The organism is Agrobacterium sp. H141 (assembly GCF_057158725.1).
Window position 1 is genome coordinate 4,217,709 of record NZ_CM169893.1, and the last position, 26,534, is coordinate 4,244,242.

Sequence of the window (26,534 nt, forward strand, 5' to 3'; positions counted from 1 at the left end):
TCGATCAGCCGTTGCCAATCAGAATACCGGCGGCCAAGACCAGGGACCCACCCAGAACGACCTGCATGGCTGCGCGCCAGAAGGGCGTGTCCATATATCTGTTCTGGATGAAGGCGATTGCCCACAGTTCGAAGAAGACGACCACTGCCGCCGTCAGTGTGGCTGTCCAGAAATGGGGGATGAGGTAAGGCAAGGCGTGCCCCAGTCCGCCCAGGGCTGTCATGATACCGGAGGCAAGGCCGCGCTTTAGGGGCGAACCGCGCCCCGACAGCTTTCCGTCATCGTGGGCAGCTTCCGTAAATCCCATGGAAATGCCGGCGCCAACAGAGGCGGACATGCCGACCAAGAAGGTCTGCCACGTATCGCCGGTGGCAAAAGCTGCCGCAAATATCGGCGCGAGCGTGGAGACAGAACCGTCCATGAGGCCTGCAAGGCCCGGCTGAACATAGGTCAGAACGAACTGCCGGCGCTCTGTGGCATCCTCTTCTTCGCGCACGTCTTCCGGGGTATGGGTTCCGGTCAGCGCACGCGCGATATCCTCATGTCCTTGTTCGGCAAGCGCCAGATCGCCCAAGAGTTTGCGCGTTTCAGCGTCGGCTGTCCCCTTTTGCGCTTCAGTGTAAAAACGGAAGGCCTGCTGTTCCATGAGTTCCGCTTCAGCCCGGATTTGATCCAGGGACTGATTCTTGCGCAACCAATCGGCTTTTCTGGCGTAAAATCCCCGCACATGCTCCCGCCGGATCAAAGGAATACGCTCGCCAAAACGGCGGCGGTGCATATCGATCAGCATGTTGCGATGGGTGTGCTCAACCTCCGCCATGTCTTCGAACACCTTGGCAGATTGCGGATACTGGTCTCGAAGCTGATCCGCATAGGCCAGATAAATTCGCGCATCGTCTTCTTCAGAGGAGATCGCAAGCGCCAGGACTTCCTGCTCGTTGAGACTGGAGAACGGGCGACGAGTCCCTTGGAAAAATCGATCAATCATGACAGCCTCTTTTTAGAATAATTCTAATCTAAGCGCCATTCATTGTATCGTCAAGGTGGTCGTCGCCCCAGAGGGCGGGGATTGACCGGTTTTCCTGACACCTTCCGCCATTCCGATGCGCCAATCCATCGGGGGTATTCGGATAGAAACGGATGACTGGTCATTAGCGAAATTTCCTGTCTCCCAAATGCGCGCGAACGCAATGATTGCTCTTTGGTCTTGAAACGTAGGGCACGACATGATTAGACCCGCCCCATAAGAAATCCGCATTCAATAACAAAACTACCCAAGGCAGCTAAAATGAACCGTCGTAAATTCTTCAAGCAGGCAGGTGTCGTCGGCGTTGGCGCCGCCGCTTCCACAGTTCTCGCCGCTCCAGCGATTGCGCAGGAAAATCCAAAACTGAACTGGCGACTGGCCTCGTCTTTCCCGAAAAGCCTCGATATTCTTTTCGGAGCATGTGACGAGATCGCCCAGAGCGTGGCCGAGGCATCGGATGGAAACTTTACCATTCAGACTTATGCCGCCGGCGAAATCGTGCCGCCACTGCAAGTTGCTGACGCGGTTGCGTCCGGCACTGTCGAAATGGCGCATACCTGCAGCTACTACTATATCGGCAAGGACCCTGCCTTTGCGCTCGGCACGGCCATCCCCTTCGGCCTCAACGCCCGTATGACCAATTCCTGGTTCTCCGCCGGCGGCGGAACCGACCTTATCAACGAATTCCTGGCTGGTTACGGCCTTTACGCGCTTCCTGCCGGCAATACCGGCGCGCAGATGGGCGGTTGGTATCGCAAGGAAATCAATACCATCGACGACCTCAAGGGTCTGAAGATGCGCATTGCCGGCCTCGCCGGTCAGGTTATGAGCAAAGTTGGCGTGACCCCGCAGCAGATTGCCGGCTCTGACGTTTACGCAGCGCTTGAAAAAGGCACGATCGACGCGACCGAATTCGTCGGCCCCTACGATGACCAGAAGCTCGGCTTCTACAAAGTGGCGAAGTACTACTACTATCCTGCATGGTGGGAAGGCGGCCCTTGTGTTCACGCCTTCTTCAACAAGGAAAAGTTCGAAGGCTTGCCAGAGAACTACAAGCGCATGCTGACCGATGCATGCGCCTCTGCCAACGCGCGAATGCTGGCAAAATACGACGCATCCAACGCCAAAGCCCTCAGGGAACTGGTGGCCGAAGGCGCACAACTGCGTGCGTTCAGCACCGAGATCCTCGACGTTTGCCACAAGGCGGCACAGGAGACCTATGCCGAACTCAGCGCGTCGAACGAGAACTTCAAGAAGCTCTACGACAGCCAGCAGGCGTTCAAGAAGGACGCTTATCTCTGGGCACAGATCGCTGACTACACCTTCGACACCTATCAGATGATCCAGCAGCGTCAGGGCACGCTGTAAGATCTCCGGGCACTGCGATTACGGGCCGCCTCCGCTTTGTGCGCAGGCGGCCCGATTTCGTTTTGGGACTGTTTTCCGGAGCAGTCAGTTGTTCAGGCTTCCAGTCCTTTCAGGACATTGGTCACGTTCAAACCGATCTCTGGCACGCCATAGCCGCCTTCCATCAGCGTGAGGACGGGAAGCCCGGTTGCTGCGATCATGCTGCCCATCGTCACGTAGTTATCGGATGTGAGCTTGAAGAAGCTGATCGGGTCTTTCTCGAAGGTGTCGACGCCAAGGGAGAGCACAATGGCCTCGGCGCCGTAGTCTTGAATGCGCTTCAGCGCGTCTGAAAGTGCTGCCGACCATACGTCCCATGGTGTGCCGGGTGGCATCGGGTAGTTGGCGTTGAGCCCCACGCCGTCACCCTCACCCGTTTCATCTGCGTAACCGAGAAAATAAGGAAATGCGTCCACGGGATCACCGTGCAAGGAGGCGAAGAAGATATCGCCACGATTGTAGGTGATGTCCTGGGTGCCATTGCCGTGGTGGAAATCAACGTCGAGGATTGCGACCTTCTTTGCGCCATTGTCGAGCAAGTGCTGTGCGGCGACGGCCGCGTTGTTAATGAAGCAATAGCCGCCGAACAGATCGATCCCCGCGTGATGGCCCGGTGGACGGCAGAGCGAGAAGGCAAAGCGATTTCCCGCCTTCAACCAATCGGCACCCGACAGCGCGACATCCATCGATGAAATCGCCGCCTCATAGGTGCCGTTGGAAATCGACGTTTCGACGGAATTGGCATAATAGCCGATGGCCCCGTCGATATTGTTTGGCACCCGCTGCTGCCCGCGGCGATAGGGAAATGCGGTGGGAATGGCTTCGCCCGGAAAATCCTCAGCTGACCAGCGCTCCCAGCAAGTCCGCAGGAATTCCAGATAGCCGGCATCATGTACCTTCAGCGCGGTTTCAAGACCGTGTTCTGTCGGCGCCACGACATCGGTAAAGCCTGCCTGCTGGACCGCCTCCAGTATCCATTCGGCGCGGAACGGACCTTCGAATGGCTTCACCAGAATGCCCCCGTGAAGCTCTGTCTTGGCGTCGCGAAGTTTATGTTTCTCGGAATAGAATACGCGCATTTTAAAGGCTGCTCCCGCATTTACGTTCGTCGAAAAGCTACCGCTTTACGGCCAAGACCTGCAAGCGCGAATGATCAGTTTTTAGTCGTCCGACCAAAATAGTGGAGACAGCACAACCCCAAGGCTATTGACGAAAATGAGTGTCCGACCTATTTGGATACAAACGTTTCCAAATAGGTGCACCATGCCGAACACTGGCCGATTGCCGGAGCCGCAGAGAAGTGCGGGGCGACCGCGAAGCTTCGATGTGAATGAGGTTCTGGACAAGGCTATCTCAGTTTTTACCGAGCGAGGCTATCAGGCAGCCTCCATTTCAGAACTCGCTGCAGCGACCGGCCTGACGGCCGGCAGCATTTACAAGGCGTTCGGCGATAAGCGCGGCATGTTCCTTGCCGCGATGGCTCGTTACAAACTGCTTGGCAATGTCAGGCGCGACGCCGGAATTGCAAAGGCTGCAACAGGGCGAGGCCGCGTTCGCGCGCTGCTCGATTACTACGCGGAAAATTCCCACGGTGAGAGCGGCATACGAGGCTGCCTGATCATCGGCGCTGCGGTCGAACTGGCTCTGTTCGATGAAGACGCTGCCAGCAAAGTGTCCGCTCATCAGCAGCATACGTTCCAGTTGATTGAGACCTCCATCCGCGAGGGCCGTGCCGATGGCTCAATCGGCCAACATATCGATCCTGACCAGTCGGCACGCGCCATGTTCTGCTTCATGCAGGGGTTACGCATTGCCGGTAAGACGGGACAGGACCGCGACGCCGTGATGGCTGCTGCCGACGCTGCCATGAAAATTCTGGACTAAACCTCTCTTCTCCCAAGGAGAACTCCCGTGACCAACGTGCCTACAGCCGGTGTTTCGGCGCAAACCCCTTCCATGCCAGCAGGCATGTCCTTTCTCATGGCCGCGGCCTGTGGACTGATTGCGGCCAACCTCTATTACGCGCAGCCACTTGCCGGCCCGATCGCGGCGTCGGTGGGGCTGCCTGCGCAGGCAACAGGCTTGATCGTCACGCTGACCCAGATCGGCTATGGGCTCGGCCTGCTGTTACTGGTGCCGCTCGGCGATCTGGTCGAGAACCGCAAACTCATCCTCGGAATGATCGGTCTCGTGACCGTATCACTGCTCGCAGCCGCGATCTCGCATACCGCCATCCCCTTCCTCGTGGCCTCTCTGGCCATCGGTCTCGGCTCAGTTGCGGTTCAAATGATCGTGCCATTGGCTGCACATATGGCACCAGACCATGCGCGGGGACGCGTTGTCGGCAATGTCATGAGCGGGCTTATGCTTGGCATCATGCTGGCGCGACCCTTTGCAAGCTTCGTTGCACGCTTCTCGTCCTGGCATATGGTTTTCTTCATCTCGGCTGGGATCATGATCGCGCTCGCAGCCCTGCTCGCCGTGAAATTGCCAAGGCGTGAGCCGGAGACCAAGCTTAGCTATGGCAAACTACTGGGATCCATGCGCCACCTTGTGGCCACGCAACCGGTGTTGCGGCGCCGGGCGCTTTACCAGGCCTTTCAATTTGCGGCCTTCAGCCTGTTCTGGACAGTAACACCACTCTATCTCGCCGGCCCGGCTTATAATCTCACCCAGGCTGGCATTGCGCTGTTTGCACTTGCCGGTGTTGCAGGCGCCATTGCCTCTCCGATTGCGGGACATCTGGCAGACCGGAGCCTCAGTCGCCCGGCCACTGTGTTCGGGATGCTGTGTGTATTGGCCAGCTTCGCGATCACGCACATTGCCGAAGACGGCTCCACTCTCGGCCTTGGCCTATTGACCTTTGCTGCAATCCTGCTGGACTTCGGCGTAACGACGACGCTCGTGACCGGCCAGCGCGCCATCTTCGGCCTCGGCGCACATTTGCGCAGCCGTCTCAACGGACTTTATATGGCGACATTTTTTACGGGCGGGGCGCTCGGCTCCGCCATCGGGGCCTGGGCTTTCGCAAATAGCGGCTGGTTCGAAGCCTCGATGATCGGCATTGCGCTGCCCATCAGCGCCCTGTTCTACTTCCTGACGGAAGATCGTCGCCGCTAGCTTTATCACCGACAGACTTGCCAACTCATTCGCGCAAGTCCTTGAAGAACAGGGTGGTCGCGCAATAGCGGCCATCCGGATAAAGCGCATAATTGGGGATGATACCAGACTGCGTCCAGCCCAGGCGCTCATAGATGCCTTCGGCCAATTCTCCGGTGGCGGTATCGAGAACCAGAAGCCAGCGACCATGGGCCTTTGCTTCTACTTCCGCAGCAGCCATCAACTTTTTGGACAGACCAAGACCCCGTGCCTTGCGGTGAACGAGCAGTTTCATCACATCGCCGCGATGCGGCTGGTTAGGCTTTGCCGTCAATCCCATTTGCACCGTTCCGACGATTTCACCGTCGTGTTCCGCCACCAGCAAAGCGACTTCACCGCGTGCGACATTGGTCGCAACGCCGCGCCAAAAGGCCTCTGCCTCCCCCTCCGCCAGCGGATACATGAAACCGACCGAGGCGCCGTCTTCCACGCAATCGGCGAGGACTGCCGATAAGGCCGGAATGGCCGACAGGGCCTCTTCTTCGTTCAGTCTTCGAATTTCACTCATGACAATCTCCAGCGGACATTGGAACCGCAGACATGCCGTATTCAGCCCTGGACCTGAGCGATCCAGTCGGGGAGATTGTAGTAGTTCGAAATGCGGGCAACCTTGCCGTCCTTCAGGTCGAAGAATGCGCCAGCCGGCAACACATATTTCTGGCCGTTTGCCTCCGGCAGGCCCTCGTCTGTCGCCAGATATTCGCCATTCACGGTGAATTCGGCGGCTCCGCGGCTGCCGTCCTCGCTGCCCATGATGACCATGTCGGTCAGCGTTTCCTTATAGCAGCGGTTCATGTGTTCCATGAACTTGGCGAAGGCTGCCTTGCCGGTCTGACGTTCGCCCTGATTGATGTCATGGGCGACATCGTCTGTCAGAAGAGCCAGAAACGCATCCATGTCCTGAGCATTGAAGGCGGCGTAGTAGGCGCGAATGGTATCGGTGGCGGTCATGGGATACTCCTTGGCATCAGCAGGCTTTTATCGACTGGGTCGAGACGGTATAACCGAACGAAAATGGACTGAAAACAATCTATGTCTCTTGAAATCAAATCCTTTTCGGGAAGCGACGCGGCCAAGTATTTTGACGACCTCGCACGGCTGAGAATCACGGTCTTTCGTGCGTTCCCCTATCTCTATGAGGGCGATCCGGAATACGAGCGAAAATATCTGGCGACCTATGCCAGATCAGAAGGCTCCATATTCGTGCTCGCCATCGATGACGGCAAGGTCATTGGTGCATCAACCGGAATGCCCATGGGCGCCGAGACGGAGGAGGTCAAAACGCCATTTGTGGCGGCAGGTCGCGATCCGGCCGAATATTTCTATTTCGGTGAAAGCGTGCTTTTGCCTGAGTATCGCGGGCGCGGTATCGGCGTTGCCTTCTTTATGGAGCGCGAGACGCAGGCGCGCCGGCTCAGCCTTCGATACTGCACATTTTGCGCCGTCCAGCGCCCTGACGATCACCCACGGCGCCCCGCCGACTATCTGCCGCTCAACGGGTTCTGGAACAAGCGTGGCTATCGCCATCATCCGGAATTGCGCACGACATTTACCTGGCAAGACCTCGACGAAACCGCTGAGAGCCCCAAACCCCTTTCCTTCTGGATCAGGGATATCCAAGCTTGAACGATAAGGGAGGTCGCACGGCACAAAGGGCCAATCTCGATCACGCAAACCGATCGACCAGGCCCCGGCTAACGATGAAGCTCGCCACAGCGACTTGTGAAAGACGACCGCAAGCGACGATTTGCAATCTGAAAGGCTGATTTTGTCGACTTTTACGCGAAGTTCCCGCTAGTCGGACACTGCGAGCACTGCTATATGCGCGAACCATGAGCACAAATCCGAACCGTATCCCGCTTGACCATATCCGCAACTTCTCGATCGTGGCCCATATTGACCACGGTAAGTCGACGCTCGCCGACCGATTGATCCAGTCGACCGGTGGCCTTGCCGAGAGAGACATGTCCGAGCAGGTGCTCGACAGCATGGATATCGAACGCGAACGCGGCATCACCATCAAGGCCCAGACAGTGCGTCTGCACTACAAGGCAAATAATGGTGAAACCTATGTGCTGAACCTGATCGATACCCCCGGCCATGTCGACTTCGCCTATGAAGTATCGCGCTCGCTGTCTGCCTGCGAGGGTTCGCTGCTTGTCGTTGACGCTTCCCAGGGCGTCGAAGCGCAGACGCTCGCCAACGTCTATCAGGCCATCGATAACGACCACGAGATCGTCACCGTTCTCAACAAGATCGACCTGCCGGCAGCGGAACCCGACCGAATCAAGGAACAGATTGAGGAAGTGATCGGGATCGACGCGTCCGAGGCCGTTCTGATTTCGGCCAAGACAGGTCTTGGCATTCCGGACGTTCTGGAAGCAATCGTGCACAAGCTGCCAGCGCCAAAGAGCGACGCCGGCGAAAAAGGACCATTGAAGGCACTTCTGGTCGACAGCTGGTACGACACATATCTTGGCGTCATGGTTCTGGTGCGCGTGCTCGACGGCGTTCTGACCAAGGGTCAGGTGATCCGTATGATGGGCACCGATGCCAAGTATCATGTCGAGCGCGTCGGCGTGCTGACGCCAAAAATGCTCGCTGTCGACAGTCTCGGTCCGGGCGAGATCGGTTTCTTCACCGGCTCGATCAAGGAAGTGGCCGATACGCGTGTGGGCGACACGATTACAGAGGACAAGCGGCCGACAGAAAAAATGCTGCCGGGCTTCAAGCCGGCGCAGCCGGTGGTGTTCTGCGGTCTCTTCCCTGTCGATGCCGATGACTTTGAAGATCTGCGCTCCGCCATGGGCAAGCTTCGCCTGAACGATGCGTCCTTCTCGTTTGAAATGGAAAGCTCGGCGGCGCTCGGCTTCGGTTTCCGTTGCGGCTTCCTTGGACTGCTCCATCTGGAAATCATCCAGGAACGACTGGAGCGCGAATTCGATCTCGACCTGATCGCGACTGCCCCTTCGGTTGTCTACAAAATGACAATGACGGACGGTTCCGAGCGCGAGTTGCACAATCCCGCCGACATGCCGGATGTCGTGAAGATTTCCGAGATCCATGAGCCCTGGATCAAGGCCACGATCCTCACACCGGACGATTATCTGGGCGGAATTCTCAAGCTCTGCCAGGATCGTCGTGGCGTCCAGACCGACCTTACCTATGTCGGCAAGCGCGCAATGCTCACCTATGAGCTGCCGCTCAATGAAGTGGTGTTCGATTTTTACGATCGGCTGAAGTCGATCTCGAAGGGCTATGCCTCCTTCGACTACCATCTCGACGGCTACAAGGAAGGCAACCTCGTGAAGATGTCGATCCTCGTCAATGGCGAACCCGTCGATGCGCTTTCCATGATGGTGCACCGCATGGCCGCCGAAAAGCGCGGCCGCGACATGTGCGAGAAGCTCAAGGACCTGATCCCGAAGCACATGTTCAAGATCCCGATCCAGGCCGCCATCGGCGGCAATGTGATTGCCCGCGAGACCATCTCCGCGCTCCGCAAGGACGTGACCGCCAAGTGCTACGGTGGCGACGCAACCCGCAAACGCAAGCTGCTCGACAAGCAGAAGGCCGGCAAGAAGCGCATGCGCCAGTTCGGCAAGGTCGAGATCCCGCAGGAAGCGTTTATTGCGGCGCTGAAGATGAGCGACGAATAGAGATTTTGCACTGTTCTGATAGGAAGGCGGCGACCTCAACGAGTTCGTCTTCCTTTGGCTGCACTTTGGCTCGGCGGTTATCGAGTCCGTATTTGCCCCTTATGCCGCAGGAATTGTAAACGCGACTTTATCCATCTGTTCCATCACCGGACACAGTTGCGGGCTGATGCGTCACGCGCTATTTATTCGCATGTCATAATGAAGTGATGCTGCAGCATCGGTTAGCGAGGGGGACTTCGAGAGCATGCACAAGTTCAAAATCCTGAAGAATGACAAGGGCCAGTATCGCGTCCAGTTCGTCTATAATGCGGAAGTCATGGTCTGGTCGGAGAATTATTCTGCCAAGTCGAGCGCGCAGAACTGCATCGACTCGATGAAGAAAAACACGCCGGGTGCCGCTATCGTTGACCTCACCAAGGGCGAAACCGGCACCGGCTATCGTTTCGAAATCGATGAGGCCAAGAACGGTGAAACTTTCGTGCGCTTTCGTGCGTCGAACGGTGAAATCATGTTTCGCTCAGAGACCTACAAGAGCAAATCCAGTGCGACCAACTGCGCCACGTCCATCCAGAAAAATTCGCCAGATGCTCCGGTGGAAGACGAGAGCTGATCGAATCTGCCCGCCATATGCGTGGTATCTGGCAGCCGTGATGGTGCAAGAATAAAAAAGCCGCCCGCTTTCAAGGCGGACGGCTTGAACGATCAATTTTAAGACCGGATCAAGGCTGCGCAGTGCCAGCATCTGGTGTTGCTGGAGCCACATCACCAGCCGGCGGGGTCGCCGGAGCAGCAGGATCCATCGGTTCTATCGCCGGCGCTGTCTCAGTGGCCGCTGGCTGCGTGGTCGACGAGGTCGTCGTCGGATCTGTTGCCGGTCCACCCATGCTGACCCAGAGAACGACACCGAGGACGACGACAGCGCCAAGTGCTGCCCATACCCAGTTTCCGCGATTTGGCGGGCGCGGCGACTGAAGATCGGGACGTCCGGAATTCATATTGGGATCATAAGTCATTTACATCTCCTCCTTAGGTTGTCTGAGCGGAAAATGCAAAACGGCTCTATTTTGTTCCGTCGCCTGCTTGTGACAATGATCCCTTTCAGTCCGTTTCGTCCTTCAACTGGCTGTGTCTGGCCTCAAATTCCTGGCGCAATGATCTGCGAGCTTCCGATTGGCGGGAGCGTCGGCGTTTGGCCTCTGTATCAAGCAATAGCTTGGGAACTGCGGTTGGCTTGCCGTCTGCATTGACGGCCACCATGGTGAAGTAGCAGCTATTGGTATGCCGCCGTTCGCCTGTGCGGATATTCTCCGCCTCGACCCGAATGCCGATTTCCATGGATGTTTTGCCGGCATAATTGATGGCGGCGCGAAACGTCACAAGTTCACCCACCTGGATGGGCTGTCGAAACACCACCTGATCGACCGACAGGGTGACTGCATATTGCTGAGAAAACCGGGACGCGCAGGAATAGGCAACGCGATCGAGCAGGTTGAGCAAAGCGCCACCGTGAACCTTGCCGGAGAAATTTGCCATATCCGGCGTCATTAGCACCACCATTTCTAGCTCGCTTGGGTCGTGAGCGCGGTCCATCATCTCTCCTCTAAAGTATCAGGAGAGACACTAGCCGCCATCGATCATCGACAGAAGCGGGAAAATCGTGGCGCAGAAAAAATCCAACAAAGATCTACAAAACCGTCCGCCCTCCATCGGGCGAGCGGTTTAGAAGTCTTGTTTACTGTCCTTGGGACGTGTCCACCACCGGAGCCGTTGACGACGTCGTCTCCGGATCAACCGTGTTGCCTCCCATCATCCACCAGCCGATTAGGCCGAGAACGAGGACGGCCAAGAGGGCAAGCCACGGCGCGCGCGCCGGTTTGCCCGGTGGCATGGGCGGTCGCTCGAGCGCTTCGCGTTTGTCAGATGGATCGGGATCAAGAACCATGGTGGGACCTTCCTTTCTTTAAGGTAACAATGCCGCTTTCGGCTGTCGGTTCCCAAATTGATGGCCAGACAGGCAGCTGACATGGCCCCACCGACGGTTGAGACCGCGAATATTCTACAGATTGACGATCCTGGATGTTATGGCCGGGGCGCTGCAGGCGTTTCGATTGCAGGCACGTTAACGCTGCCGGGCGAGTTCTCCGGCGTCGCCGGATCGGTATAGGTCGGCTTGGTCGACGAGGTTGTGATCGGATCTGTCACCGCGCCACCGGTTATCGACCAGACGGCAATACCGAGAATGACGACTGCAAAACCAATGGCCCAAGGCAGCCAGGTCATGCCAATTGGCGCTGTTGGGATGTCACTGCCGCTGGTGGGCGTTTCCATTCTATCCGGATCGTATGCCATTTTCTCTCCTTCTCTTTATGAAGAGGAAAATGCCTCTCGCTCCTTTTCGTTCCAGACAGAGACGCTCCAAGGCGGCGGTGTCACAGCAACTGCCGGCGAACATGCTCCCGAATGACCTGCTTCATGAGGTCGAGTGCGGCAGTCGATTCAACTGCAGAATGGGTGGTTAATCCTACACCGCCGCGCGTTTCGCTCATATCCAAAGGGAGAGCCACGAAACGCCCGGATCGGATTTCTTCGACCACAACCCCGCGGGATATGATCCAGACTGCGGGATGGCGAGATATGAAAGCGCGGCCGAATGAATAGGACACGGTCTCAATCGTATTAGACAGTTCCGGAATGCCGTTCATCAGAAACAGGCGGTCCACAAAGGGGCGAATGACGGAGCCCTTCGGTGGCATTAAAACCGTGTAGCTAGATAATGCACTGAGAGTGAAGTTACGCCGCTCCAACAGCGGATGGTCAGCGCCCACCACGATCATCACTTCTTCGCTATATAGCGGTTCGAAAACAAGCGATGTCATCAGTTCGTGCGCAGCCAGCCTCCCAACGACAAGATCGAGTTCCCCAAGCCGCAAGGCATCAAGCAGTACACGATTTTCGCCGGATATGATGGTCACCTTGCTGCCGGTGTCCCGTTGCAGGAACTCGGCAATCGCCTCCGGCATGAAGGTGGCTGACGCCGTCGGCAAAGTGCCGATGCGAATGGGTGGTCCTTCGGATCTCTGCGCCAGCCCGATGGAATCAATACCACGCTGGACAGCCGCAACACTTTCGGCAGCGTGTTTCAAAAACAGTTCGCCGAAATGCGAAAGCCTGATGCCGCGACCATCTTTCTCCGTCAACTCGACGTCGAGAATAGCCTCCAGTTCACTTAGGGTCCGTGAAACAGCTGGCTGTGTGATCGACAAGGCATCTGCTGCCTTGCCGACGCTGCGCTGGCGTGCGACTTCAAGGAATGTCTGAAGATGCCGGAACTTGATGCGCGCATCCATAACTTATACCATTTTCGTTATGCGTTTCGGCTATAATATCATTTTAACTTACAAAAAACATCGCCTATCACAGAGATCCTAGGGAGTGACGACATGGCATTTGCCACCATCAATGGAATTACCGTTCACCATGAACTGATCGGCGAGGCACGCGCCAAGAAGCTGATCGTATTTTCCAACTCGCTCGGCACAGATTTCCGCATCTGGCTGCCCTTGTTCGATGAACTCCCCGAAGATGTTTCCGTACTGCTCTACGATTCGCGCGGACATGGCCTTTCGGGCATGGGCGACGGGCCATTCACCATGGACGATCTTGTCGATGACCTTGGCGCGCTTGTCGATCATGTCGGTATCCGGAAGGCAATTTTCTGCGGTCTTTCAGTCGGCGGCTTGATTGTTCAAGGTCTCTTTGCCAAGCGGCCAGAACTGTTCGACAAGATGATCCTGTGCGACACCGCGTCGAAGATCGGCAATGATGAGATGTGGAATGCGCGCATCGAGGCCATTGAAAAATCTGGCCTCTCCAGTATCTCTGACAACGTCATGGAGCGCTGGTTCACGCCAGACTTCCATCAGGAGCGTGGCGACGATCTCGCCGGCTACAAATTGATGATGGAACGTCAGCCCGCCGACGGATATGTGCAGACCTGTGCATCGATCCGCGATGCCGATGTCACCGATATTTCCTCAGCAATCACCGTGCCGACACTATGCATTGCTGGTGATCAGGACGGTTCGACGCCGCCAGAACTGGTGCGCGCAATGGCAGAGCGTATTCCAGGTGCAACATTCGAAGAGATCCCCGGTTGCGGCCATATTCCCTGCGTCGAACAACCGGAAATTCTCGGTGAGCTCATAGAGGCTTTCCTTCGCAAGACCTGAAAGGGTGTAGATGGCAAAACAGCAGAAATCCGAACGGTTCCAGCAAGGCATGGCGACACGTCGCAGTGTATTGGGTGACCGTTATGTCGATCAGGCGACCAAGGCCAAAACAGGTTTCGACGAACCGTTTCAGGATCTGATTACAGAGGCCGCCTGGGGCCATGTTTGGTCTCGTCCCCACTGGAGCAAGCGTGAACGTTCCATGGTGACCATCGCCCTTCTGGCGGCTCTAGGCCATCACGACGAAGTGGCCATGCATGTGCGTGCAACTGCCAACACAGGTGCCACGAAAGAGGACCTGATGGAGGCGATGATGCATGTGGCAATCTATGCCGGCGTGCCTGCCGCCAATCATGCGATCAAGATCGTGAAGGCGACTTTGCAGCAGATGGACGATGCACAGACCTTGGAGGAGGAGACATGAGAAACTCTAAACCGGAAACGGGGCCATTTTTTGCCCGTGACCTGGAGATGCATCCGCCGGCCTATACGCCGTGGTACAAGACCACTGTTTTGCGCTCGCCGCAGCGGGCGCTTATTTCTCTCGAAGGCACCAAGAGCGAAATCACCGGCCCTGTCTTCGGCCACAACATCCTCAACGAGCTCGATAACGATCTGATCATGAACTATGCCAAGCCAGGCGAAATGCCGATCGGCCCGCGCATCATGGTCCATGGTCGCGTGCTTGACGAGCGTGGCAGAGGCGTTTCTGGCGCACTTGTGGAGTTCTGGCAGGCCAATGCCGGTGGACGCTATCGCCACAAGAAAGAGACATATCTCGCGCCGCTAGACCCCAATTTCGGTGGCGTCGGCCGCACCATCACGGATGAAGACGGCTCTTACTGGCTAAAGACGATTATGCCCGGACCCTATCCGTGGCCAAATGGCGTCAATGATTGGCGACCGGCGCATATCCATTTCTCCGTCTTCGGGCATGGCTTTGCCCAGCGCCTGATCACGCAGATGTATTTCGAAGGTGATCCGCTGATCTGGCGGTGTCCTATCGTTAAGACGATCCCTGATGAGGAAGCAATCAAGCAGCTGATCGCACCTCTCGACATGGCATCCACGATCCCACACGATCTGCGTGCCTATAAATTCGATATCGTTCTGCGCGGACGTCGCTCCACACTGTTTGAAAACCGGAAGGAGGGTAATTGAGATGGTTCAATCGCTTGGATATCTGAAGGAATCCGCCTCCCAGACCGCCGGCCCCTATGTGCATATTGGCTGCACACCCAACTTTTCCGGAATTGAGGGCGTCTTCGATACCGATCTCGGATCCGGACCGCTCTACAATGACAAGACCAAGGGCGAGCGCATCACCGTACGCGGCTTCGTCTATGATGGGTCTGGCACACCCCTTCGGGATGCCCTGATCGAAATCTGGCAGGCCGATGCCCAAGGCCTCTACCAGAGCCCTTCGGAAACTCGTGGCTTGGCGGATCCGGAGTTTCTCGGGTGGGCGCGCTGCCCCGGCGACATGGCAACCGGGGAATTCGTGTTCAAGACGATCAAACCTGGCCCGGTTCCGTTCAAGGATGGCCGTCTCATGGCGCCGCATATCACCTTCTGGGTGGTGGCCCGCGGTATCAATCTGGGACTTCAGACGCGGATGTATTTCCCCGACGAGCAAGACGCGAATGCCGTCGATCCTGTGCTCAGCCGTATCGAGCTCAAGGTGCGAGTGGCGACACTGATGGCCAGTCAGGACGGCAGCACCTACACGTTCGACATTCATCTTCAGGGTGACAAAGAAACGATCTTCTTCGATATCTGATATCAAGACAGCGCGCTTTTCGACGCGCTGTCTTCAATGCCAATGGAGATGAATTGCTCATGGCGCTTTCGTCGCTTGCCTATCTCGACCAGTTGCTCGGCGATGCCAACGTTGTCAGCCTCATGGGAACCGAAGCTGACATCAATGCGATGATTGCCTTCGAACGGGGGTTGGCAAAGGCGGAGGCCGAGCACGGACTGATCGAGCCCGCGGCCGCGGCCGGAATTGACAGCAGCCTCCAGAGCTTTCAGCCAGATGTGGCCAAACTCTGCGAAGCCACCCTCAAGGACGGGGTCGTGGTGCCGGAACTGGTCAAGCAGTTGCGTGCGGCAGCCGGTTCCCATGGATCGTCCGTTCATTTCGGAGCCACCAGCCAAGACGTGATCGATACGGCGCTGGCACTTAAGCTGAAGGCCGTTCTTACCGTGTTCGAAGGACGACTGCTCGAACTCGATGCGACATTCGATGACCTTCTGCGTCGGTTCGAGCATAAGCCGGTCATGGCTCAAACCCGAATGCAGGCAGCCATAGAGATTGCCGCTGGCGACCGCCTTCGAGTCTGGCGCAAATCGATCATTCGTGTTGCCGCCGAACTCCATACGATCCAGAGAGAAGCTCTTATAGTCTCTCTGGCAGGGGCCGCCGGCACGTCGGAAAAATTCGGGGACAAGATTGCGGAGGTGCGTCAGAGCCTTGCAATCATCCTCGGGCTCTCGGTGCCAAACTACGTTCCGCATGCTGACCGGGGTCGCTTTGCCGATCTGGCAAACTGGCTTGCGCGATTGACCGGCGCGCTTGGAAAGTTGGGACAGGACGTTGCCTTGATGGCACAGAGCGACAGACAGGAGATCGCAATCTCCGGCGGCGGTGGATCATCGGCCATGCCACACAAGCAGAACCCTGTTCGTGCCGAGGTGCTGGTCGCGCTCGCGCGCTTCAATGCAGTGCAAGTGTCTGCGGTCCATCAGGCACTCATACACGAGCAGGAGCGCTCGGGGGCTGCCTGGACACTGGAATGGATGGTGCTGCCGCAAATGATTGAGGCGGCTGGCACTGCACTTCTTCACGCGCAAGGCATGCTCTCGAACGTTGAGCGGATTGGAAAACCCGTTTGACCTGTTAGTCGTTGAGGAAGCGGCTCAAGGTCTGGTTCATGCACGCGGCTGCGTCATCAAGCGAACCGCTATTGTCTATTGTGACAACATCAAACGCACCCGTTATCTCCAGCGAACCGCGCGCAAGACGCCGCAGGATATCTTCCCGGCTTTCACGTCCACGCGCCTCAAGCCTGCTTGCCAGTATGTCGGGGCTTGCAACGACGTTAACGGCGACGAATGGCGAGAAGGTCCCTGCAAAGCGGTCCAGCACGGATCTGGAACCGTTGGCGACAACGAGATGACCCAGTGCCAGCTTTTCGCGCACAGATGCCGGAATGCCGTAACTGAGGCCATGGGCATTCCAGTCGATGGCAAAGGCCCCGGCTTGCCGCATCTCGTCAAACTCTTCACAGGTGACGCATCTGTGATCTTCACCGCCGGAATCATGAGGGCGAGTGATGACGCGCTGAACGAAATGGACGTCCTGCCGGTCGGCGAAATGCTGCGCTGACAGGTTCATCAGCGTGTCTTTACCCGCCCCGCTCGGACCGACCACTGCAACCAGTGTGCCCAATGCCTGTTGCGTCTTATGCCCACTTTGACGGTCCATCAGGCGACCCGCCAGCCTTCGCGCCACACAGAGCGAACAACAGGCACACCCTCATCATGGCGCACGCGCACGAGGTCCGCCCGAAGGTCGTTTGCGATGCGGCCACGATCGTTGAGGCCCACTGTCTTGGCCGGCGTGCTTGTTACCATGGCAAGCGCTTTTGGCAGCGATATGCCGTCGATTTCATCGGCAAGGACGAAGGCCGCGTGCATGAGGCTGAGTGGCACATAGTCAGACGACAAAACGTCGAGGACACCGAGTTTTGCCAGATCGCGGGCAGCAATATTACCGGAATGGGACTTGCCGCGAACGACATTGGGCGCACCCATCAGCACACTCATGCCTGCCTTATGCGAGGCTTCGGCTGCCTCAAGGCTGGTCGGAAATTCAGCGAGCTTCACCCCATGTCCCTTGGCTTCTTCCACATGCGCAAGCGTCGCGTCGTCATGACTTGCGACAGTCACACCTCGTTGCGCGCACATGGTGGCGAGACTATCCCGGTGGGCCGTGGAATAGCGTGCTGACAGCGCAAGACGGCTTTCAACGAAACGGGCGAAAGCCTCATCGGTCAGGCCCCGCTTGGTCTTGTAGTACAGCGTGTACTGCTCCATCGTCTGGAACTGGCGTTGGCCTGGGGAGTGATCCATCAGCGACACGAGCCGGACATGAGGGTCCGCTTCGAAATCCGCCACATGATCCAGCACGTTGTCGGAGGCGACCTCGCAGCGAAGATGGATAAAATGTTGGGCCCGCAAGCGATCGTCTCGCTCGGCCGCCTGAATGGCATCGGCCATGTCGCGCATCTCGCCCTTTTCGAAACCGCCATCTTCGTCAGAGCCCATACGCAGGCAGTCGAATACGGTGGTAATACCGGAGGTGACGATCTGGGCATCATGGGCCTGAATGGCCGAAGTCTTGTGCCAGCGTACGCCCGGGCGCGGAGAATAATGCGATTCCAGATGGTCGGTATGAAGTTCGATCAGGCCCGGAATGAGATAGTCGCCATTCAGATCTTCGCCGCTCGCCATCGGGCCATCGGAGATATCGGCGATCTTTCCATCTCGGATCAGAACGGACCCGTGAAGGATATCATCCTCAAGGACGATGCGGGCATTTGTAAGCAGCATTTCGGCGGACATGGTCAGGGTCTTTCAGTCAGTCAGGCGCCAGCAAGCGGCAGCCAGGTTTGCACGGTAAAGGCAGTGCCTCTGGTTTCCTCGCGGAAAAGGCCGAGGCCATTGACGGCAAGCGGCATTGGCACAAGGCCCGCGAAGTGGCGATCCAAAGCTGCCCCTATGGCCGGAGCCTCGGCCTCGGGCACCTGGCCCGACAGCGTCATGTGGAAGCGAAACGCATCGAATACATATGGATAGCCCCAACGCTCAAGATTGTTACGCTCAGCTTGGGACAACTTCTCCGGCTTGCGCCGTGCCATGTCTTCCGGGGATAGCGGTGCCCGGAACGGCTCGAAAACCTGCACAACAGCCGAGGCGAAATCCTGTAACGGTTGATAGGTTTCCTCGGGCACAAGCGCGAAGAATTTTCCGATTTGTCCAATCACTGCGTTCGGTATCTCAAAAGCAGACCGCTTGGCACAAAAGGCAGAAAATGCAGCAAGCAGATCCGCTTCAGTCTGGCCGTTGGCGAGTTCGAATGGCGCCTTCAAGGTTGCGTGAAATCCATAGCGACGGGGATCTACAGTCAGTTCCAACAATCTTTGCGGAGAAATTCCCTCGACGGCCGTCTGCGCCATCGTCGCGTCGGTAAACGCGTCGCGCCCCAGCCAGTTGCTTGCGGCGCGGGTTAACGGCGCTTCAGCCGGCGGGGTGAAATAGATAGCGTATCTCAAATGTATTCTCCGAGAGGGTCATTTTCATTGTGCGGCGATCACAGCAGCAGCTCCAGGGTCTGGTTCTTAATATCGACGGCGATTGCCCATCAGCCGGGTCCGCAGCGCATTGGAAATCGCGTCGAATACAAACACGACAATGAGGATCAACACCACCATATAGGCAACATTTTCCCAGTCGGCATTGGTGCGCATGGCTTCCCAGAGCTTGAGACCGATACCACCAGCGCCGACTGCACCGATGATCGTGGCCGAGCGGGTGTTGGATTCCCAGAAATAGAGCGCCTGCGATGCAAAGACCGGGAGCACCTGCGGCAGGACACCGAACCGCTGAACGACGATGGGCGAGGCTCCGACCGACTTCACACCTTCGCGCTGCTTGTCGTCGATGTTTTCCAGCGCTTCGGAATAGAGCTTTCCGAGCGTGCCGGTGTCGGTGAAGAAGATTGCAGAAATCCCGGCAAGAGGTCCCGGACCAAAGGCGCGGGTGAAGAACAGCGCCCAGATGAACATGTCAACCGACCGCTGGAAGTCGAAGAAGCGCTTCACCAACTGGTTGACCGGCTTGCTGCGGGTGATGTTTCGCGCGGCAATGAAGGAGAGCGGGAAAGCAACCACCATGGCAAAGAGTGTGCCGACAAAAGCCATGACGATGGTCTGGAGCAGTTTGGTCCAGACATCGAGATGCTGCCAGGATGGATTGTAGAGGAAATTGTCTACCGCCAGAGAGAGGTTGCTCTGGTTCGGATTGATCCGCTCGCCTGACCTGATCAGTGTGAAGACTTCGCCGAAGGATTTGCCAAAAAATGGCGAGCTGATGTCGAAGAAGAAGCCTTCCCAACCGAGATAGCGTTTGTGAACCAGAACAGCGTCGTCACGGATCTCGGCCCAGCCCGAAAAGCCGAATGCCAGCATGACTTTTGCGCCGGGTGCGCGCTGTGTGGCCCATTCGGGCAAGGGCGATAATGCCGTGACGCCGTCGCTGCCAATCGAGACTTCGAGACGCTCATCTCCCCGAGCCACAGTGATTGTCGGCGGGGCAAGTTCAATCCTGTCGGTCGCGTTCATATCCACGACCGCGTGGGTTACGACTTCTTCCGTGCGGGTCTCGGTACTCGCCTTGGTGCTTTCCGCGGACTGATCGCCGGCATTGCTGGGAGCAACGAAGCTGAAGGATGACGTCGACTTGGTCTGAGGAGCGGCACTTGCCGGGATCTCGATAGTGCGCGTGAGGGTTTCGCGTCTGGCGGTGATCCAGTCGGGATTTGGATTGGGGCCAATTGGATCGTAGCGTGAGAACTCGATCTGCATCGTACCATCCTTGTGAATGGAGATGTCAGGCCGCTCTTCATAGGAGATCCAATCGGCAAGGTATGTGCCGGCAATGCCCCAGTTGGCAGAGCCGAGAACAGCGCCGATGGAGAAGAACCACCAGCAGAAGATGATGTAAAGCACCGTTGCGCCGCCAATGATGGCAAAGCGAAACCGTTGCCACAACGATGTGGTGAGCAGATGCGGGTGACGGGAGGCGATGGCTTCCATATCGGAGGCGCTGAGCGTGTTCATGGCGACGTCCTAGGCCACGGCCTGGAACGCCTGCTCGCCGACAAGCTTTCGGCGGAGCATGGCGGACAGGTTGTCCACGGCAATGATGGTGACAAACAGCAGCAATACGATCGCGAGCGTCTTTGCTTCGTGGCCGCGACTGATGGACAGGCGAAGCTGTTCGCCGATACCGCCGCCGCCAACGGCGCCAATGATCGTCGAAGCGCGGACGTTGATCTCGAGCCGCAGCAGGAAATAGCTGACAAAATTCGGCATGACCTGCGGCACCATTCCGAACCAGACCCGTTCGACCCAGGTGGCACCAACAGCCTTCAACCCCTCATCCGGCTTCATGTCCGCGTTCTCGACGACCTCGAAAAACAGCTTTCCAAGCGCTCCAATGGTGTGGATCGTGACAGCGATGATGGCAGGGATGGGTCCGAGAGAGAGGATGGCCAGAAAGAAGCCGGCCAGCACGATTTCCGGAAAGGCGCGCAGGATTTCCATGAACCGCCGCACCGGACCACGAATCCAGGCATTTGGCGTCAGGTTCTTGGCGGCCAGGAATGACAGCAGGAATCCGAAGATAGATCCAATGATGGTCGAGAGGAGCGCGATATTCAGCGTCTCGGTCATCTTGTAAAAATATTCAGGGATATAAAGACTCTGGGTGATGTAGTACCGGCCCTCAGGATAATTATATTGCAGACTGCCGTCATAGTAAGGCGACGGAAGATCGAACAAGGCCCGCCAGATTTCCAGTGGATCACGCGGCAACAGATCGCCAATGAAATCAAAGAAATGTGGAAGCCTGTCGAGGAATTTGCCCGAATTCGTCTCATTGGCAAACCAAAGCGAGCCACCCAGCGCAAAGGCCAGAAACAGCAAAGACAGCACGGTGTAGAGCCGGCGGCCGCGGGCCAGTTCTTGCCAGTGGCGTTCGACGACAGCACCTCGTTCACTGAGAACAGGCTTTAGTGTGGTTGAGCTCATCTATGGTGGTCCGCTTTAAGCCGCGAATGAATGCAGGGCTAAAGAAATAGAGCCGCCGAATGCGCGAGCGCATTCGGCGTTCCCTTGAATTAGCCGGCTATCAACCGCCGATGGTTGCCTTGCGTGCGTCGATGATCGGCTTGTAGAAATCGACGTTGACTTCGGCATAACCGGTATAGTCGCCACCCTGGATGGCTGCGAAGCATTCCGGGTCAGACTTCGGCAGATCCACCATGAATGCCTTGAACTTGGACTTCATGTCGTCATTCATGGTGCTGCGAACGACGATCGGGCCATTTGGGATCAATGGGGATTCCCAGAGCTGAACGAGGTCGTCCATGTTGAGGATCCCCTTGTCGACCATCTTGCGAAGGTTACCCGATGTGTAGCCGTCCTTGAAATCGCCAACACCCGAGGCCCAGGTTGTGCCGGCGTCAAATGTTCCCTTGAGGACTTCGAGAACGAGGTTCTCGTGACCGCCACCAAAGCCGGTTTCGCCGAAGAATTCCTTGACAGGAGCGCCCACGGCTTCCGGAAGTGTTACGGTCGGAACGAGGTAGCCCGAGGTAGAGTCGGGATCTGCGAAGCCGAGCTTCTTGCCCTTCATGTCTTCCAGCTTGGTGATGCCCGAATCCTTGCGAGCGACCATGACCGAGTGATAGCCCATGGAGCCGTCGGTCTGGACGGTTGTAAGGATAGGCTCAACAGCCTTGGCATCGGCCAGATAGATCTTGGCGTAACCGGATGCGCCGAGTTCGGCGTAATCGAGTGTGCCGCCGAGAAGGCCCTGGATCACGCCGTCATAGTCGGCGGCCGGGAACAGCGACACTTTTTCAACGCCGAGAACGGCGGGAAGTGTGTCGACCATGCACTGGAAGTTGCGCAGGCGGTCGGCTTCGTTTTCGCCACCAAGGATGCCGATACGGAATTCCTTGAGGTCTTCAGCGGCTGCACCACTGGCAAGCGCGACAAGCGCGACAGCGGCATGAAGGGTCTTCTTCAACATGGGTTCTCTCCTGTTTTTCCGGTCGCGCCGGATTTTGGCGTGTTTGGCTACCCTTGACGCGGGTGTACGATCTGCGCGTGCGTCAAACCCCTGCGGCAACGAGGGGCTTGCGCACAACTGATGGGGAATCGCCGGCAGGGATCTGCACGGCTGGCGCATTGATACTGGTCGAAGTCATGCGCTCGTCGATTTCGGCACCGGTGCTGTCAGAGCCATAGATCTCACGCACGGCCTCTATCGTCAGCTCATCAGGCGTACCGTCGAAGACAACGCGGCCCTGGGCCATGCCGATAATGCGCTCACAGTAGTTGCGCGCGGTATCGAGCGTATGCAGGTTGGTAATGACGGTAATGCCTTCGCGCTGGTTGATATCACGCAGTGCGTCCATGACGATCTTCGCATTGAGCGGATCCAGCGAGGCAATCGGCTCGTCGGCGAGCACCATCTTGGGTGCCTGCATCAAGGCGCGAGCGATTGCCACGCGCTGCTGCTGACCGCCCGAAAGTGTGCCCGCCTGTTGCAAAGCCGTCTGCTCGATACCAAGTCGCTCGAGCGCAGCAATTGCCATCAGGCGCTCGTCGCGGCTGAACATGTTGAGAATGCTGAGCGCAGTCGGGCGATGATTGAGGCGGCCCAGCAGGACATTGGTCAACACATCGAGGCGCGGCACCAGATTGAACTGCTGGAAGATCATCGCGCAATCGCGCTGCCAGTCGCGCAAGGCCGCACCACGCAGGGACGAAACCTCGGTATCACCGAAATATATCGAACCTGAGCTTGGATCGATCAATCGATTGATCATCCGCAAAAGCGTCGATTTGCCCGCACCGGAACGCCCGATAACCCCGACCATCTGGCCCGACGGAATGTCCACACAAACGGATTCCACTGCCGTATTGCGTCCGAACTGCCGGGTAAGATTATCAAGCTTAAATCGCATAATCGCTCTTTCGATGACGTCCACAAGTCACCCAAGGCTTTAACGATGATTGATGAAGCGTGAATGTCAGAGGGATGACAGTTCCATGACAACGGCTAAGCAATTGAGGTTAAACGATCTTCAGGAATATTTGGCGACGAATTCTTCAGCGGAGAGATGACGAAAATCGTCCAGGGCCGCATGCAACTGGTCATGCTCCCAGTCCCACCAGGAAAGCGCGTTCATCGCTTGACCCAATTTGCGGGAAAAGCGCTCGCGAATGAGTTTGGCTGGCACACCGCCCACGATAGTGTATGGCGCGACGTCCTTGGAGACGACAGCACCTGCCCCGATGACGGCACCATTGCCAACCGTGACGCCAGGGAGAATAGTCGCACCATGGCCGATCCAAACGTCGTGACCGATCGCCACCCTGTTTTCGCGACGCCAGCCAAAGAAATCCGTGTCCATATCGGCGCCCTCGAAATAGTCGGCGGCGCGATAAGTGAAGTGATGAAGTGTGGCACGCCATGTCGGGTGATTGGTGGCGTTAATGCGCACGGATGCCGCGATATTGGCAAATTTGCCAATCTCGGCGCACCAGATGCCGCCGTCCTGCATGACATAGGAATAGTCCCCGATGACCACTTCATCGATCCGGCAACGATCCGCGACTTCCGTATAACGGCCAAGTTTGGAATTGTTGACGGAAGCGGTCGGATGGATGAGCGGCTCGACCCCAAGTTTGCGGCTCATGCGGCGGCCTTTCGCGGCGAGAAAGCGGAGACGTCGATAATGCGATCGGCAACGGCTTCGCGCACTTCTTCATCATGGAAGATGCCGAGCATGGCCACGCCCTCCCGCTTCTTGCGACGAATCATATCGACGACAACAGCTCGGTTTTGCGCGTCGAGTGACGCCGTTGGTTCGTCAAGCAGGAGGATCTTGTGATCGGTGATGAAGCCACGGGCGATATTGACGCGCTGCTGCTCGCCACCGGAGAATGTCGCTGGCGGAAGTTGCCACAGTGCTTGCGGCAAGTTGAGGACCGACAGCAGGTCGCAGGCACGCGCACGCGCTTCGTCCATTGGAACAGAGCGGGCGAAAAGCGGTTCGGCGACGATATCGACGGCAGAAACACGCGGGACCGTGCGCAGGAACTGACTGACATAGCCCATCGACTGGCGACGCACTTCCAGAATCGTGCGCGGATCGGCAGTGGCTATATCGATGATGCTGTCATCGCGCGAGACGAGGATCTGGCCGCCGTCTACAGCATAATTGCCGAACAACATTTTCAGGATCGAGCTCTTGCCGATACCGGATGGGCCACCCAGAACGACACATTCGCCAGCAGCAACAGAGAAAGACACATTCGAGACGACCGGCAGACGGATGCCGTCGCGCAGATGCATGGTGAAGCTTTTGCACACTTCCGATACGACGAGAGGCGTAGCCATGGCAGTTTTCCTGTTCTCAGACTTGTAAAATGGAGGAGACGAGCAGTTGGGTGTAAGGCGCGCGAGGGTCGTCCAGAACACGATCGGTCAGGCCTTCCTCGATCACGTTGCCGTCCTTCATCACCATCATGCGATGCGACAGAAGCCTGGCGACAGCGAGATCGTGGGTGACGACAATGGCGGACAGACCGAGATCGTTGACCAGGTTGCGAACCAGATCGAGCAGACGCGCCTGAACAGAGACGTCGAGACCACCCGTCGGTTCATCCATGAAGACCAGCCGCGGTCCGGTTACCAGATTGCGGGCGATCTGCAGGCGCTGACGCATGCCACCCGAAAAGGAACGAGGCTGGTCGTCGATGCGGTCGGTATTGATCTCGACACGCTCGAGCCACTCGCTGGCCGTCTCGCGAATATTGCCGTAATGGCGCTGACCAACCGCCATCAGCCTTTCGCCGACATTGGCGCCGGCCGATACCGTCATGCGCAGTCCGTCCGCCGGATTCTGGTGCACGAAGCCCCAATCGGTGCGCATGAGGGAGCGGCGCTCGGCCTCGCTCATGTGGTAGAGTTCACGGTAGGAGCCATCGCGCATATGATATTCGATGGAGCCGGTCGTCGGCATCAGACGGGTCGAAAGACTGTTCAGCAGCGTCGTCTTACCCGAACCCGACTCACCGACCACGGCCAGAACTTCTCCCGGCCAGAGATCGAATGACACATTGTTGCAGCCGATGCGGCTTCCGTAGAACTTGGAAACATTGCGCACCTTGAGAAGCGGCAAATCGCTCATTGCGCAGCCTCCTTGCTCGGTGCCAGCATGTGGCCGACATGTCCCTCTGCTTGGCGTTCCTCGCAGTAATCAGTGTCGGAGCAGACAAACATTCGCGCGCCCTTATCGTCGAGAATGACCTCATCGAGATAGACATTTTCCGCGGCGCAAAGCGCGCAGGGTTTATCGAATTTCTGGATCGTGAACGGGTGATCCTCAAAGTCGAGGCTAACGACTTCGGTGTAGGGCGGCACCGCATAAATACGCTTTTCACGGCCAGCACCAAACAGCTGAAGTGCCTCGGACTGGTGCATTTTAGGATTATCAAATTTCGGTGTGGGCGACGGGTCCATGACATATCGCTCGTTGACCTTGACCGGATAGGCATAGGTCGTGGCGATATGACCGTTACGGGCGATGTCCTCATAGAGTTTCACATGCATCAGGCCATATTCCTCAAGCGCGTGCATCTTGCGTGTCTCCGTCTCGCGCGGCTCCAGAAAGCGCAGTGGCTCGGGTATTGGAACCTGATAGACCAGCACCTGGCCTTCGCTTAACCGTTCTTCGGGAATGCGGTGACGCGTCTGGATGATCGTTGCCTCCCGTGTGCGGGTGGTGACCGCGACATTGGCAACCTTCTGAAAGAACGCACGGATCGAGACTGCATTGGTGGTATCGTCGGCGCCCTGATCGATGACTTTCAGGCGATCATCCGGCCCGAGAATGGACGCGGTTACCTGGACACCGCCAGTTCCCCAGCCGTATGGCATGGGCATTTCGCGGCTGGCAAAAGGGACCTGATATCCGGGAATGGCGATCGCTTTGAGGATCGCGCGACGGATCATTCGTTTGGTCTGTTCGTCCAGATAGGCGAAATTATATTCGGCAAGCCCGTCATGGGCATGGTCGGGGGCGGAAACTTCTTGGCTCATTGCACGTTATCCCAATGCAAAAGGAGATTTACGCCATGCATATCGCAACCATTCTTACCCTCGTCATGGGTGTCATGATTGTCAGCACGA

The 26,534-nt window shown here is 57.3% G+C and carries 31 protein-coding genes; 11 read left to right on the top strand and 20 right to left on the bottom strand.

The features are described 5' to 3' along the window. Positions 1-4 precede the first annotated feature (4 nt). Positions 5-988 (bottom strand): iron exporter MbfA, encoded by a 984-nt coding sequence (gene mbfA, locus ACWPM9_RS19910; protein ID WP_428186348.1) that lies wholly within the window; start codon positions 986-988, stop codon positions 5-7. Between the two features lie 300 nt (positions 989-1,288). Between mbfA and ACWPM9_RS19915 the strand changes: the two genes are divergently transcribed. After that, positions 1,289-2,395 (top strand): TRAP transporter substrate-binding protein, encoded by a 1,107-nt coding sequence (locus ACWPM9_RS19915; protein ID WP_428186349.1) that lies wholly within the window; start codon positions 1,289-1,291, stop codon positions 2,393-2,395. 92 nt (positions 2,396-2,487) lie between these two features. Here ACWPM9_RS19915 and ACWPM9_RS19920 read toward each other — a convergent pair whose 3' ends face one another. Further along, a complete protein-coding gene (locus tag ACWPM9_RS19920; protein ID WP_484756269.1) occupies positions 2,488-3,513 on the bottom strand; it encodes a histone deacetylase family protein in 1,026 nt (341 codons plus the stop codon). 184 nt (positions 3,514-3,697) lie between these two features. On the opposite strand from ACWPM9_RS19920, the gene ACWPM9_RS19925 reads away from it, so the two are divergent. Next, positions 3,698-4,318 carry a TetR/AcrR family transcriptional regulator gene (locus ACWPM9_RS19925; RefSeq protein WP_484756270.1) on the top strand — a complete coding sequence of 207 codons (621 nt, stop codon included), beginning with the start codon at positions 3,698-3,700 and terminating at the stop codon, positions 4,316-4,318. A 36-nt stretch (positions 4,319-4,354) separates the two neighbouring features. Continuing rightward, entirely contained in the window at positions 4,355-5,554 is a 1,200-nt protein-coding gene (locus ACWPM9_RS19930) for an MFS transporter (RefSeq protein ID WP_484757694.1), read from the top strand. A 25-nt stretch (positions 5,555-5,579) separates the two neighbouring features. On the opposite strand, the gene ACWPM9_RS19935 is transcribed toward ACWPM9_RS19930, so the two are convergent. Together ACWPM9_RS19935 and ACWPM9_RS19940 are read right to left on the bottom strand one after the other, a co-directional pair. After that, positions 5,580-6,101 carry a GNAT family N-acetyltransferase gene (locus tag ACWPM9_RS19935; protein WP_428186352.1) on the bottom strand — a complete coding sequence of 174 codons (522 nt, stop codon included), beginning with the start codon at positions 6,099-6,101 and terminating at the stop codon, positions 5,580-5,582. 41 nt (positions 6,102-6,142) lie between these two features. Beyond that, positions 6,143-6,544 carry a ketosteroid isomerase-related protein gene (locus ACWPM9_RS19940; RefSeq protein WP_428186353.1) on the bottom strand — a complete coding sequence of 134 codons (402 nt, stop codon included), beginning with the start codon at positions 6,542-6,544 and terminating at the stop codon, positions 6,143-6,145. Positions 6,545-6,625: 81 nt separating this feature from the next. Here ACWPM9_RS19940 and ACWPM9_RS19945 point away from each other — a divergent pair, with 81 nt between their 5' ends. From ACWPM9_RS19945 to ACWPM9_RS19955, 3 genes are all read left to right on the top strand, one after another. After that, positions 6,626-7,219, top strand: coding sequence for a GNAT family N-acetyltransferase (locus ACWPM9_RS19945; RefSeq protein ID WP_484756271.1), 594 nt, complete (start codon positions 6,626-6,628; stop codon positions 7,217-7,219). A 206-nt stretch (positions 7,220-7,425) separates the two neighbouring features. Next, entirely contained in the window at positions 7,426-9,252 is a 1,827-nt protein-coding gene (gene lepA / locus ACWPM9_RS19950) for a translation elongation factor 4 (RefSeq protein WP_484756272.1), read from the top strand. 244 nt (positions 9,253-9,496) lie between these two features. Continuing rightward, positions 9,497-9,862 (top strand): YegP family protein, encoded by a 366-nt coding sequence (locus tag ACWPM9_RS19955; RefSeq protein WP_484756273.1) that lies wholly within the window; start codon positions 9,497-9,499, stop codon positions 9,860-9,862. A gap of 109 nt (positions 9,863-9,971) precedes the next feature. On the opposite strand, the gene ACWPM9_RS19960 is transcribed toward ACWPM9_RS19955, so the two are convergent. From ACWPM9_RS19960 to pcaQ, 5 genes are all read right to left on the bottom strand, one after another. Then, complete coding sequence (locus ACWPM9_RS19960; RefSeq protein ID WP_484756274.1) at positions 9,972-10,265, bottom strand: hypothetical protein; 294 nt, start codon at positions 10,263-10,265, stop codon at positions 9,972-9,974. An 85-nt stretch (positions 10,266-10,350) separates the two neighbouring features. Continuing rightward, positions 10,351-10,842, bottom strand: a complete 492-nt coding sequence (locus ACWPM9_RS19965; RefSeq protein ID WP_428186358.1) for an acyl-CoA thioesterase — start codon at positions 10,840-10,842, stop codon at positions 10,351-10,353. Positions 10,843-10,984: 142 nt separating this feature from the next. Continuing rightward, positions 10,985-11,194: a hypothetical protein gene (locus tag ACWPM9_RS19970; protein ID WP_428186359.1), complete on the bottom strand. Its 210-nt coding sequence runs from the start codon at positions 11,192-11,194 to the stop codon at positions 10,985-10,987. A gap of 137 nt (positions 11,195-11,331) precedes the next feature. Then, complete coding sequence (locus ACWPM9_RS19975; RefSeq protein WP_484756275.1) at positions 11,332-11,601, bottom strand: hypothetical protein; 270 nt, start codon at positions 11,599-11,601, stop codon at positions 11,332-11,334. Between the two features lie 80 nt (positions 11,602-11,681). Further along, complete coding sequence (pcaQ, locus tag ACWPM9_RS19980; RefSeq protein ID WP_428186361.1) at positions 11,682-12,599, bottom strand: pca operon transcription factor PcaQ; 918 nt, start codon at positions 12,597-12,599, stop codon at positions 11,682-11,684. A gap of 93 nt (positions 12,600-12,692) precedes the next feature. Between pcaQ and pcaD the strand changes: the two genes are divergently transcribed. From pcaD to ACWPM9_RS20005, 5 genes are read left to right on the top strand one after another with little or no spacing between them, the layout of a single operon-like run. Further along, a complete protein-coding gene (gene pcaD / locus ACWPM9_RS19985) occupies positions 12,693-13,481 on the top strand; it encodes a 3-oxoadipate enol-lactonase (RefSeq protein WP_484756276.1) in 789 nt (262 codons plus the stop codon). Positions 13,482-13,491: 10 nt separating this feature from the next. Continuing rightward, positions 13,492-13,905 carry a 4-carboxymuconolactone decarboxylase gene (pcaC, locus tag ACWPM9_RS19990; protein WP_484756277.1) on the top strand — a complete coding sequence of 138 codons (414 nt, stop codon included), beginning with the start codon at positions 13,492-13,494 and terminating at the stop codon, positions 13,903-13,905. Further along, positions 13,902-14,642 carry a protocatechuate 3,4-dioxygenase subunit beta gene (gene pcaH, locus ACWPM9_RS19995; RefSeq protein ID WP_428186364.1) on the top strand — a complete coding sequence of 247 codons (741 nt, stop codon included), beginning with the start codon at positions 13,902-13,904 and terminating at the stop codon, positions 14,640-14,642. The genes pcaC and pcaH overlap by 4 nt, the downstream gene beginning before the upstream one ends. A gap of 1 nt (position 14,643) precedes the next feature. Then, on the top strand, positions 14,644-15,261 hold the full coding sequence (pcaG, locus tag ACWPM9_RS20000) for a protocatechuate 3,4-dioxygenase subunit alpha (protein ID WP_484756278.1): 618 nt from the start codon (positions 14,644-14,646) through the stop codon (positions 15,259-15,261). Positions 15,262-15,320: 59 nt separating this feature from the next. Continuing rightward, positions 15,321-16,376 (top strand): 3-carboxy-cis,cis-muconate cycloisomerase, encoded by a 1,056-nt coding sequence (locus tag ACWPM9_RS20005; RefSeq protein ID WP_484756279.1) that lies wholly within the window; start codon positions 15,321-15,323, stop codon positions 16,374-16,376. Positions 16,377-16,380: 4 nt separating this feature from the next. Here the strand turns inward: ACWPM9_RS20005 and phnN are convergent, their stop codons facing one another. The 11 genes from phnN to ACWPM9_RS20060 all read right to left on the bottom strand — a co-directional run bounded on the left by phnN (position 16,381) and on the right by ACWPM9_RS20060 (position 26,444). After that, positions 16,381-16,968 (bottom strand): phosphonate metabolism protein/1,5-bisphosphokinase (PRPP-forming) PhnN, encoded by a 588-nt coding sequence (phnN, locus tag ACWPM9_RS20010; protein WP_484756280.1) that lies wholly within the window; start codon positions 16,966-16,968, stop codon positions 16,381-16,383. Then, entirely contained in the window at positions 16,968-18,107 is a 1,140-nt protein-coding gene (locus ACWPM9_RS20015; RefSeq protein ID WP_484756281.1) for an alpha-D-ribose 1-methylphosphonate 5-triphosphate diphosphatase, read from the bottom strand. Before ACWPM9_RS20015 ends, phnN begins: the two co-directional genes overlap by 1 nt. 20 nt (positions 18,108-18,127) lie before the next feature. Next, the gene (locus ACWPM9_RS20020; protein ID WP_484756282.1) at positions 18,128-18,817 is read right to left on the bottom strand and encodes a DUF1045 domain-containing protein; all 690 of its coding nucleotides are present in this window, start codon (positions 18,815-18,817) and stop codon (positions 18,128-18,130) included. Positions 18,818-18,883: 66 nt separating this feature from the next. Next, the gene (gene phnE / locus ACWPM9_RS20025) at positions 18,884-20,383 is read right to left on the bottom strand and encodes a phosphonate ABC transporter, permease protein PhnE (RefSeq protein ID WP_484756283.1); all 1,500 of its coding nucleotides are present in this window, start codon (positions 20,381-20,383) and stop codon (positions 18,884-18,886) included. Between the two features lie 9 nt (positions 20,384-20,392). Continuing rightward, complete coding sequence (gene phnE / locus ACWPM9_RS20030; protein ID WP_484756284.1) at positions 20,393-21,355, bottom strand: phosphonate ABC transporter, permease protein PhnE; 963 nt, start codon at positions 21,353-21,355, stop codon at positions 20,393-20,395. A 100-nt stretch (positions 21,356-21,455) separates the two neighbouring features. Next, positions 21,456-22,361 carry a phosphonate ABC transporter substrate-binding protein gene (gene phnD / locus ACWPM9_RS20035; RefSeq protein WP_484756285.1) on the bottom strand — a complete coding sequence of 302 codons (906 nt, stop codon included), beginning with the start codon at positions 22,359-22,361 and terminating at the stop codon, positions 21,456-21,458. Positions 22,362-22,443: 82 nt separating this feature from the next. Continuing rightward, a complete protein-coding gene (gene phnC, locus ACWPM9_RS20040; protein ID WP_484756286.1) occupies positions 22,444-23,301 on the bottom strand; it encodes a phosphonate ABC transporter ATP-binding protein in 858 nt (285 codons plus the stop codon). Between the two features lie 120 nt (positions 23,302-23,421). Next, positions 23,422-24,036: a DapH/DapD/GlmU-related protein gene (locus ACWPM9_RS20045; RefSeq protein WP_484756287.1), complete on the bottom strand. Its 615-nt coding sequence runs from the start codon at positions 24,034-24,036 to the stop codon at positions 23,422-23,424. Then, entirely contained in the window at positions 24,033-24,740 is a 708-nt protein-coding gene (phnL, locus tag ACWPM9_RS20050; protein WP_484756288.1) for a phosphonate C-P lyase system protein PhnL, read from the bottom strand. Before phnL ends, ACWPM9_RS20045 begins: the two co-directional genes overlap by 4 nt. Positions 24,741-24,756: 16 nt before the next feature. Next, positions 24,757-25,533 carry a phosphonate C-P lyase system protein PhnK gene (gene phnK, locus ACWPM9_RS20055; protein WP_484756289.1) on the bottom strand — a complete coding sequence of 259 codons (777 nt, stop codon included), beginning with the start codon at positions 25,531-25,533 and terminating at the stop codon, positions 24,757-24,759. After that, entirely contained in the window at positions 25,530-26,444 is a 915-nt protein-coding gene (locus tag ACWPM9_RS20060) for an alpha-D-ribose 1-methylphosphonate 5-phosphate C-P-lyase PhnJ (RefSeq protein WP_428186377.1), read from the bottom strand. Before ACWPM9_RS20060 ends, phnK begins: the two co-directional genes overlap by 4 nt. Positions 26,445-26,534 lie beyond the last annotated feature (90 nt).

Excerpts from the sequence above, each read along its gene's own strand:
- mbfA (WP_428186348.1), bottom strand. The coding sequence starts at position 988 with ATGATTGATCGATTTTTCCAAGGGACTCGTCGCCCGTTCTCCAGTCTC.
- ACWPM9_RS19915 (WP_428186349.1), top strand. The coding sequence starts at position 1,289 with ATGAACCGTCGTAAATTCTTCAAGCAGGCAGGTGTCGTCGGCGTTGGC.
- ACWPM9_RS19920 (WP_484756269.1), bottom strand. The coding sequence starts at position 3,513 with ATGCGCGTATTCTATTCCGAGAAACATAAACTTCGCGACGCCAAGACA.
- ACWPM9_RS19925 (WP_484756270.1), top strand. The coding sequence starts at position 3,698 with ATGCCGAACACTGGCCGATTGCCGGAGCCGCAGAGAAGTGCGGGGCGA.
- ACWPM9_RS19935 (WP_428186352.1), bottom strand. The coding sequence starts at position 6,101 with ATGAGTGAAATTCGAAGACTGAACGAAGAAGAGGCCCTGTCGGCCATT.
- ACWPM9_RS19940 (WP_428186353.1), bottom strand. The coding sequence starts at position 6,544 with ATGACCGCCACCGATACCATTCGCGCCTACTACGCCGCCTTCAATGCT.
- ACWPM9_RS19945 (WP_484756271.1), top strand. The coding sequence starts at position 6,626 with ATGTCTCTTGAAATCAAATCCTTTTCGGGAAGCGACGCGGCCAAGTAT.
- lepA (WP_484756272.1), top strand. The coding sequence starts at position 7,426 with ATGAGCACAAATCCGAACCGTATCCCGCTTGACCATATCCGCAACTTC.
- ACWPM9_RS19955 (WP_484756273.1), top strand. The coding sequence starts at position 9,497 with ATGCACAAGTTCAAAATCCTGAAGAATGACAAGGGCCAGTATCGCGTC.
- ACWPM9_RS19960 (WP_484756274.1), bottom strand. The coding sequence starts at position 10,265 with ATGACTTATGATCCCAATATGAATTCCGGACGTCCCGATCTTCAGTCG.
- ACWPM9_RS19965 (WP_428186358.1), bottom strand. The coding sequence starts at position 10,842 with ATGGACCGCGCTCACGACCCAAGCGAGCTAGAAATGGTGGTGCTAATG.
- ACWPM9_RS19970 (WP_428186359.1), bottom strand. The coding sequence starts at position 11,194 with ATGGTTCTTGATCCCGATCCATCTGACAAACGCGAAGCGCTCGAGCGA.
- ACWPM9_RS19975 (WP_484756275.1), bottom strand. The coding sequence starts at position 11,601 with ATGGCATACGATCCGGATAGAATGGAAACGCCCACCAGCGGCAGTGAC.
- pcaQ (WP_428186361.1), bottom strand. The coding sequence starts at position 12,599 with ATGGATGCGCGCATCAAGTTCCGGCATCTTCAGACATTCCTTGAAGTC.
- pcaD (WP_484756276.1), top strand. The coding sequence starts at position 12,693 with ATGGCATTTGCCACCATCAATGGAATTACCGTTCACCATGAACTGATC.
- pcaC (WP_484756277.1), top strand. The coding sequence starts at position 13,492 with ATGGCAAAACAGCAGAAATCCGAACGGTTCCAGCAAGGCATGGCGACA.
- pcaH (WP_428186364.1), top strand. The coding sequence starts at position 13,902 with ATGAGAAACTCTAAACCGGAAACGGGGCCATTTTTTGCCCGTGACCTG.
- pcaG (WP_484756278.1), top strand. The coding sequence starts at position 14,644 with ATGGTTCAATCGCTTGGATATCTGAAGGAATCCGCCTCCCAGACCGCC.
- ACWPM9_RS20005 (WP_484756279.1), top strand. The coding sequence starts at position 15,321 with ATGGCGCTTTCGTCGCTTGCCTATCTCGACCAGTTGCTCGGCGATGCC.
- phnN (WP_484756280.1), bottom strand. The coding sequence starts at position 16,968 with ATGGACCGTCAAAGTGGGCATAAGACGCAACAGGCATTGGGCACACTG.
- ACWPM9_RS20015 (WP_484756281.1), bottom strand. The coding sequence starts at position 18,107 with ATGTCCGCCGAAATGCTGCTTACAAATGCCCGCATCGTCCTTGAGGAT.
- phnE (WP_484756283.1), bottom strand. The coding sequence starts at position 20,383 with ATGAACACGCTCAGCGCCTCCGATATGGAAGCCATCGCCTCCCGTCAC.
- phnE (WP_484756284.1), bottom strand. The coding sequence starts at position 21,355 with ATGAGCTCAACCACACTAAAGCCTGTTCTCAGTGAACGAGGTGCTGTC.
- phnD (WP_484756285.1), bottom strand. The coding sequence starts at position 22,361 with ATGTTGAAGAAGACCCTTCATGCCGCTGTCGCGCTTGTCGCGCTTGCC.
- phnC (WP_484756286.1), bottom strand. The coding sequence starts at position 23,301 with ATGCGATTTAAGCTTGATAATCTTACCCGGCAGTTCGGACGCAATACG.
- ACWPM9_RS20045 (WP_484756287.1), bottom strand. The coding sequence starts at position 24,036 with ATGAGCCGCAAACTTGGGGTCGAGCCGCTCATCCATCCGACCGCTTCC.
- phnL (WP_484756288.1), bottom strand. The coding sequence starts at position 24,740 with ATGGCTACGCCTCTCGTCGTATCGGAAGTGTGCAAAAGCTTCACCATG.
- phnK (WP_484756289.1), bottom strand. The coding sequence starts at position 25,533 with ATGAGCGATTTGCCGCTTCTCAAGGTGCGCAATGTTTCCAAGTTCTAC.
- ACWPM9_RS20060 (WP_428186377.1), bottom strand. The coding sequence starts at position 26,444 with ATGAGCCAAGAAGTTTCCGCCCCCGACCATGCCCATGACGGGCTTGCC.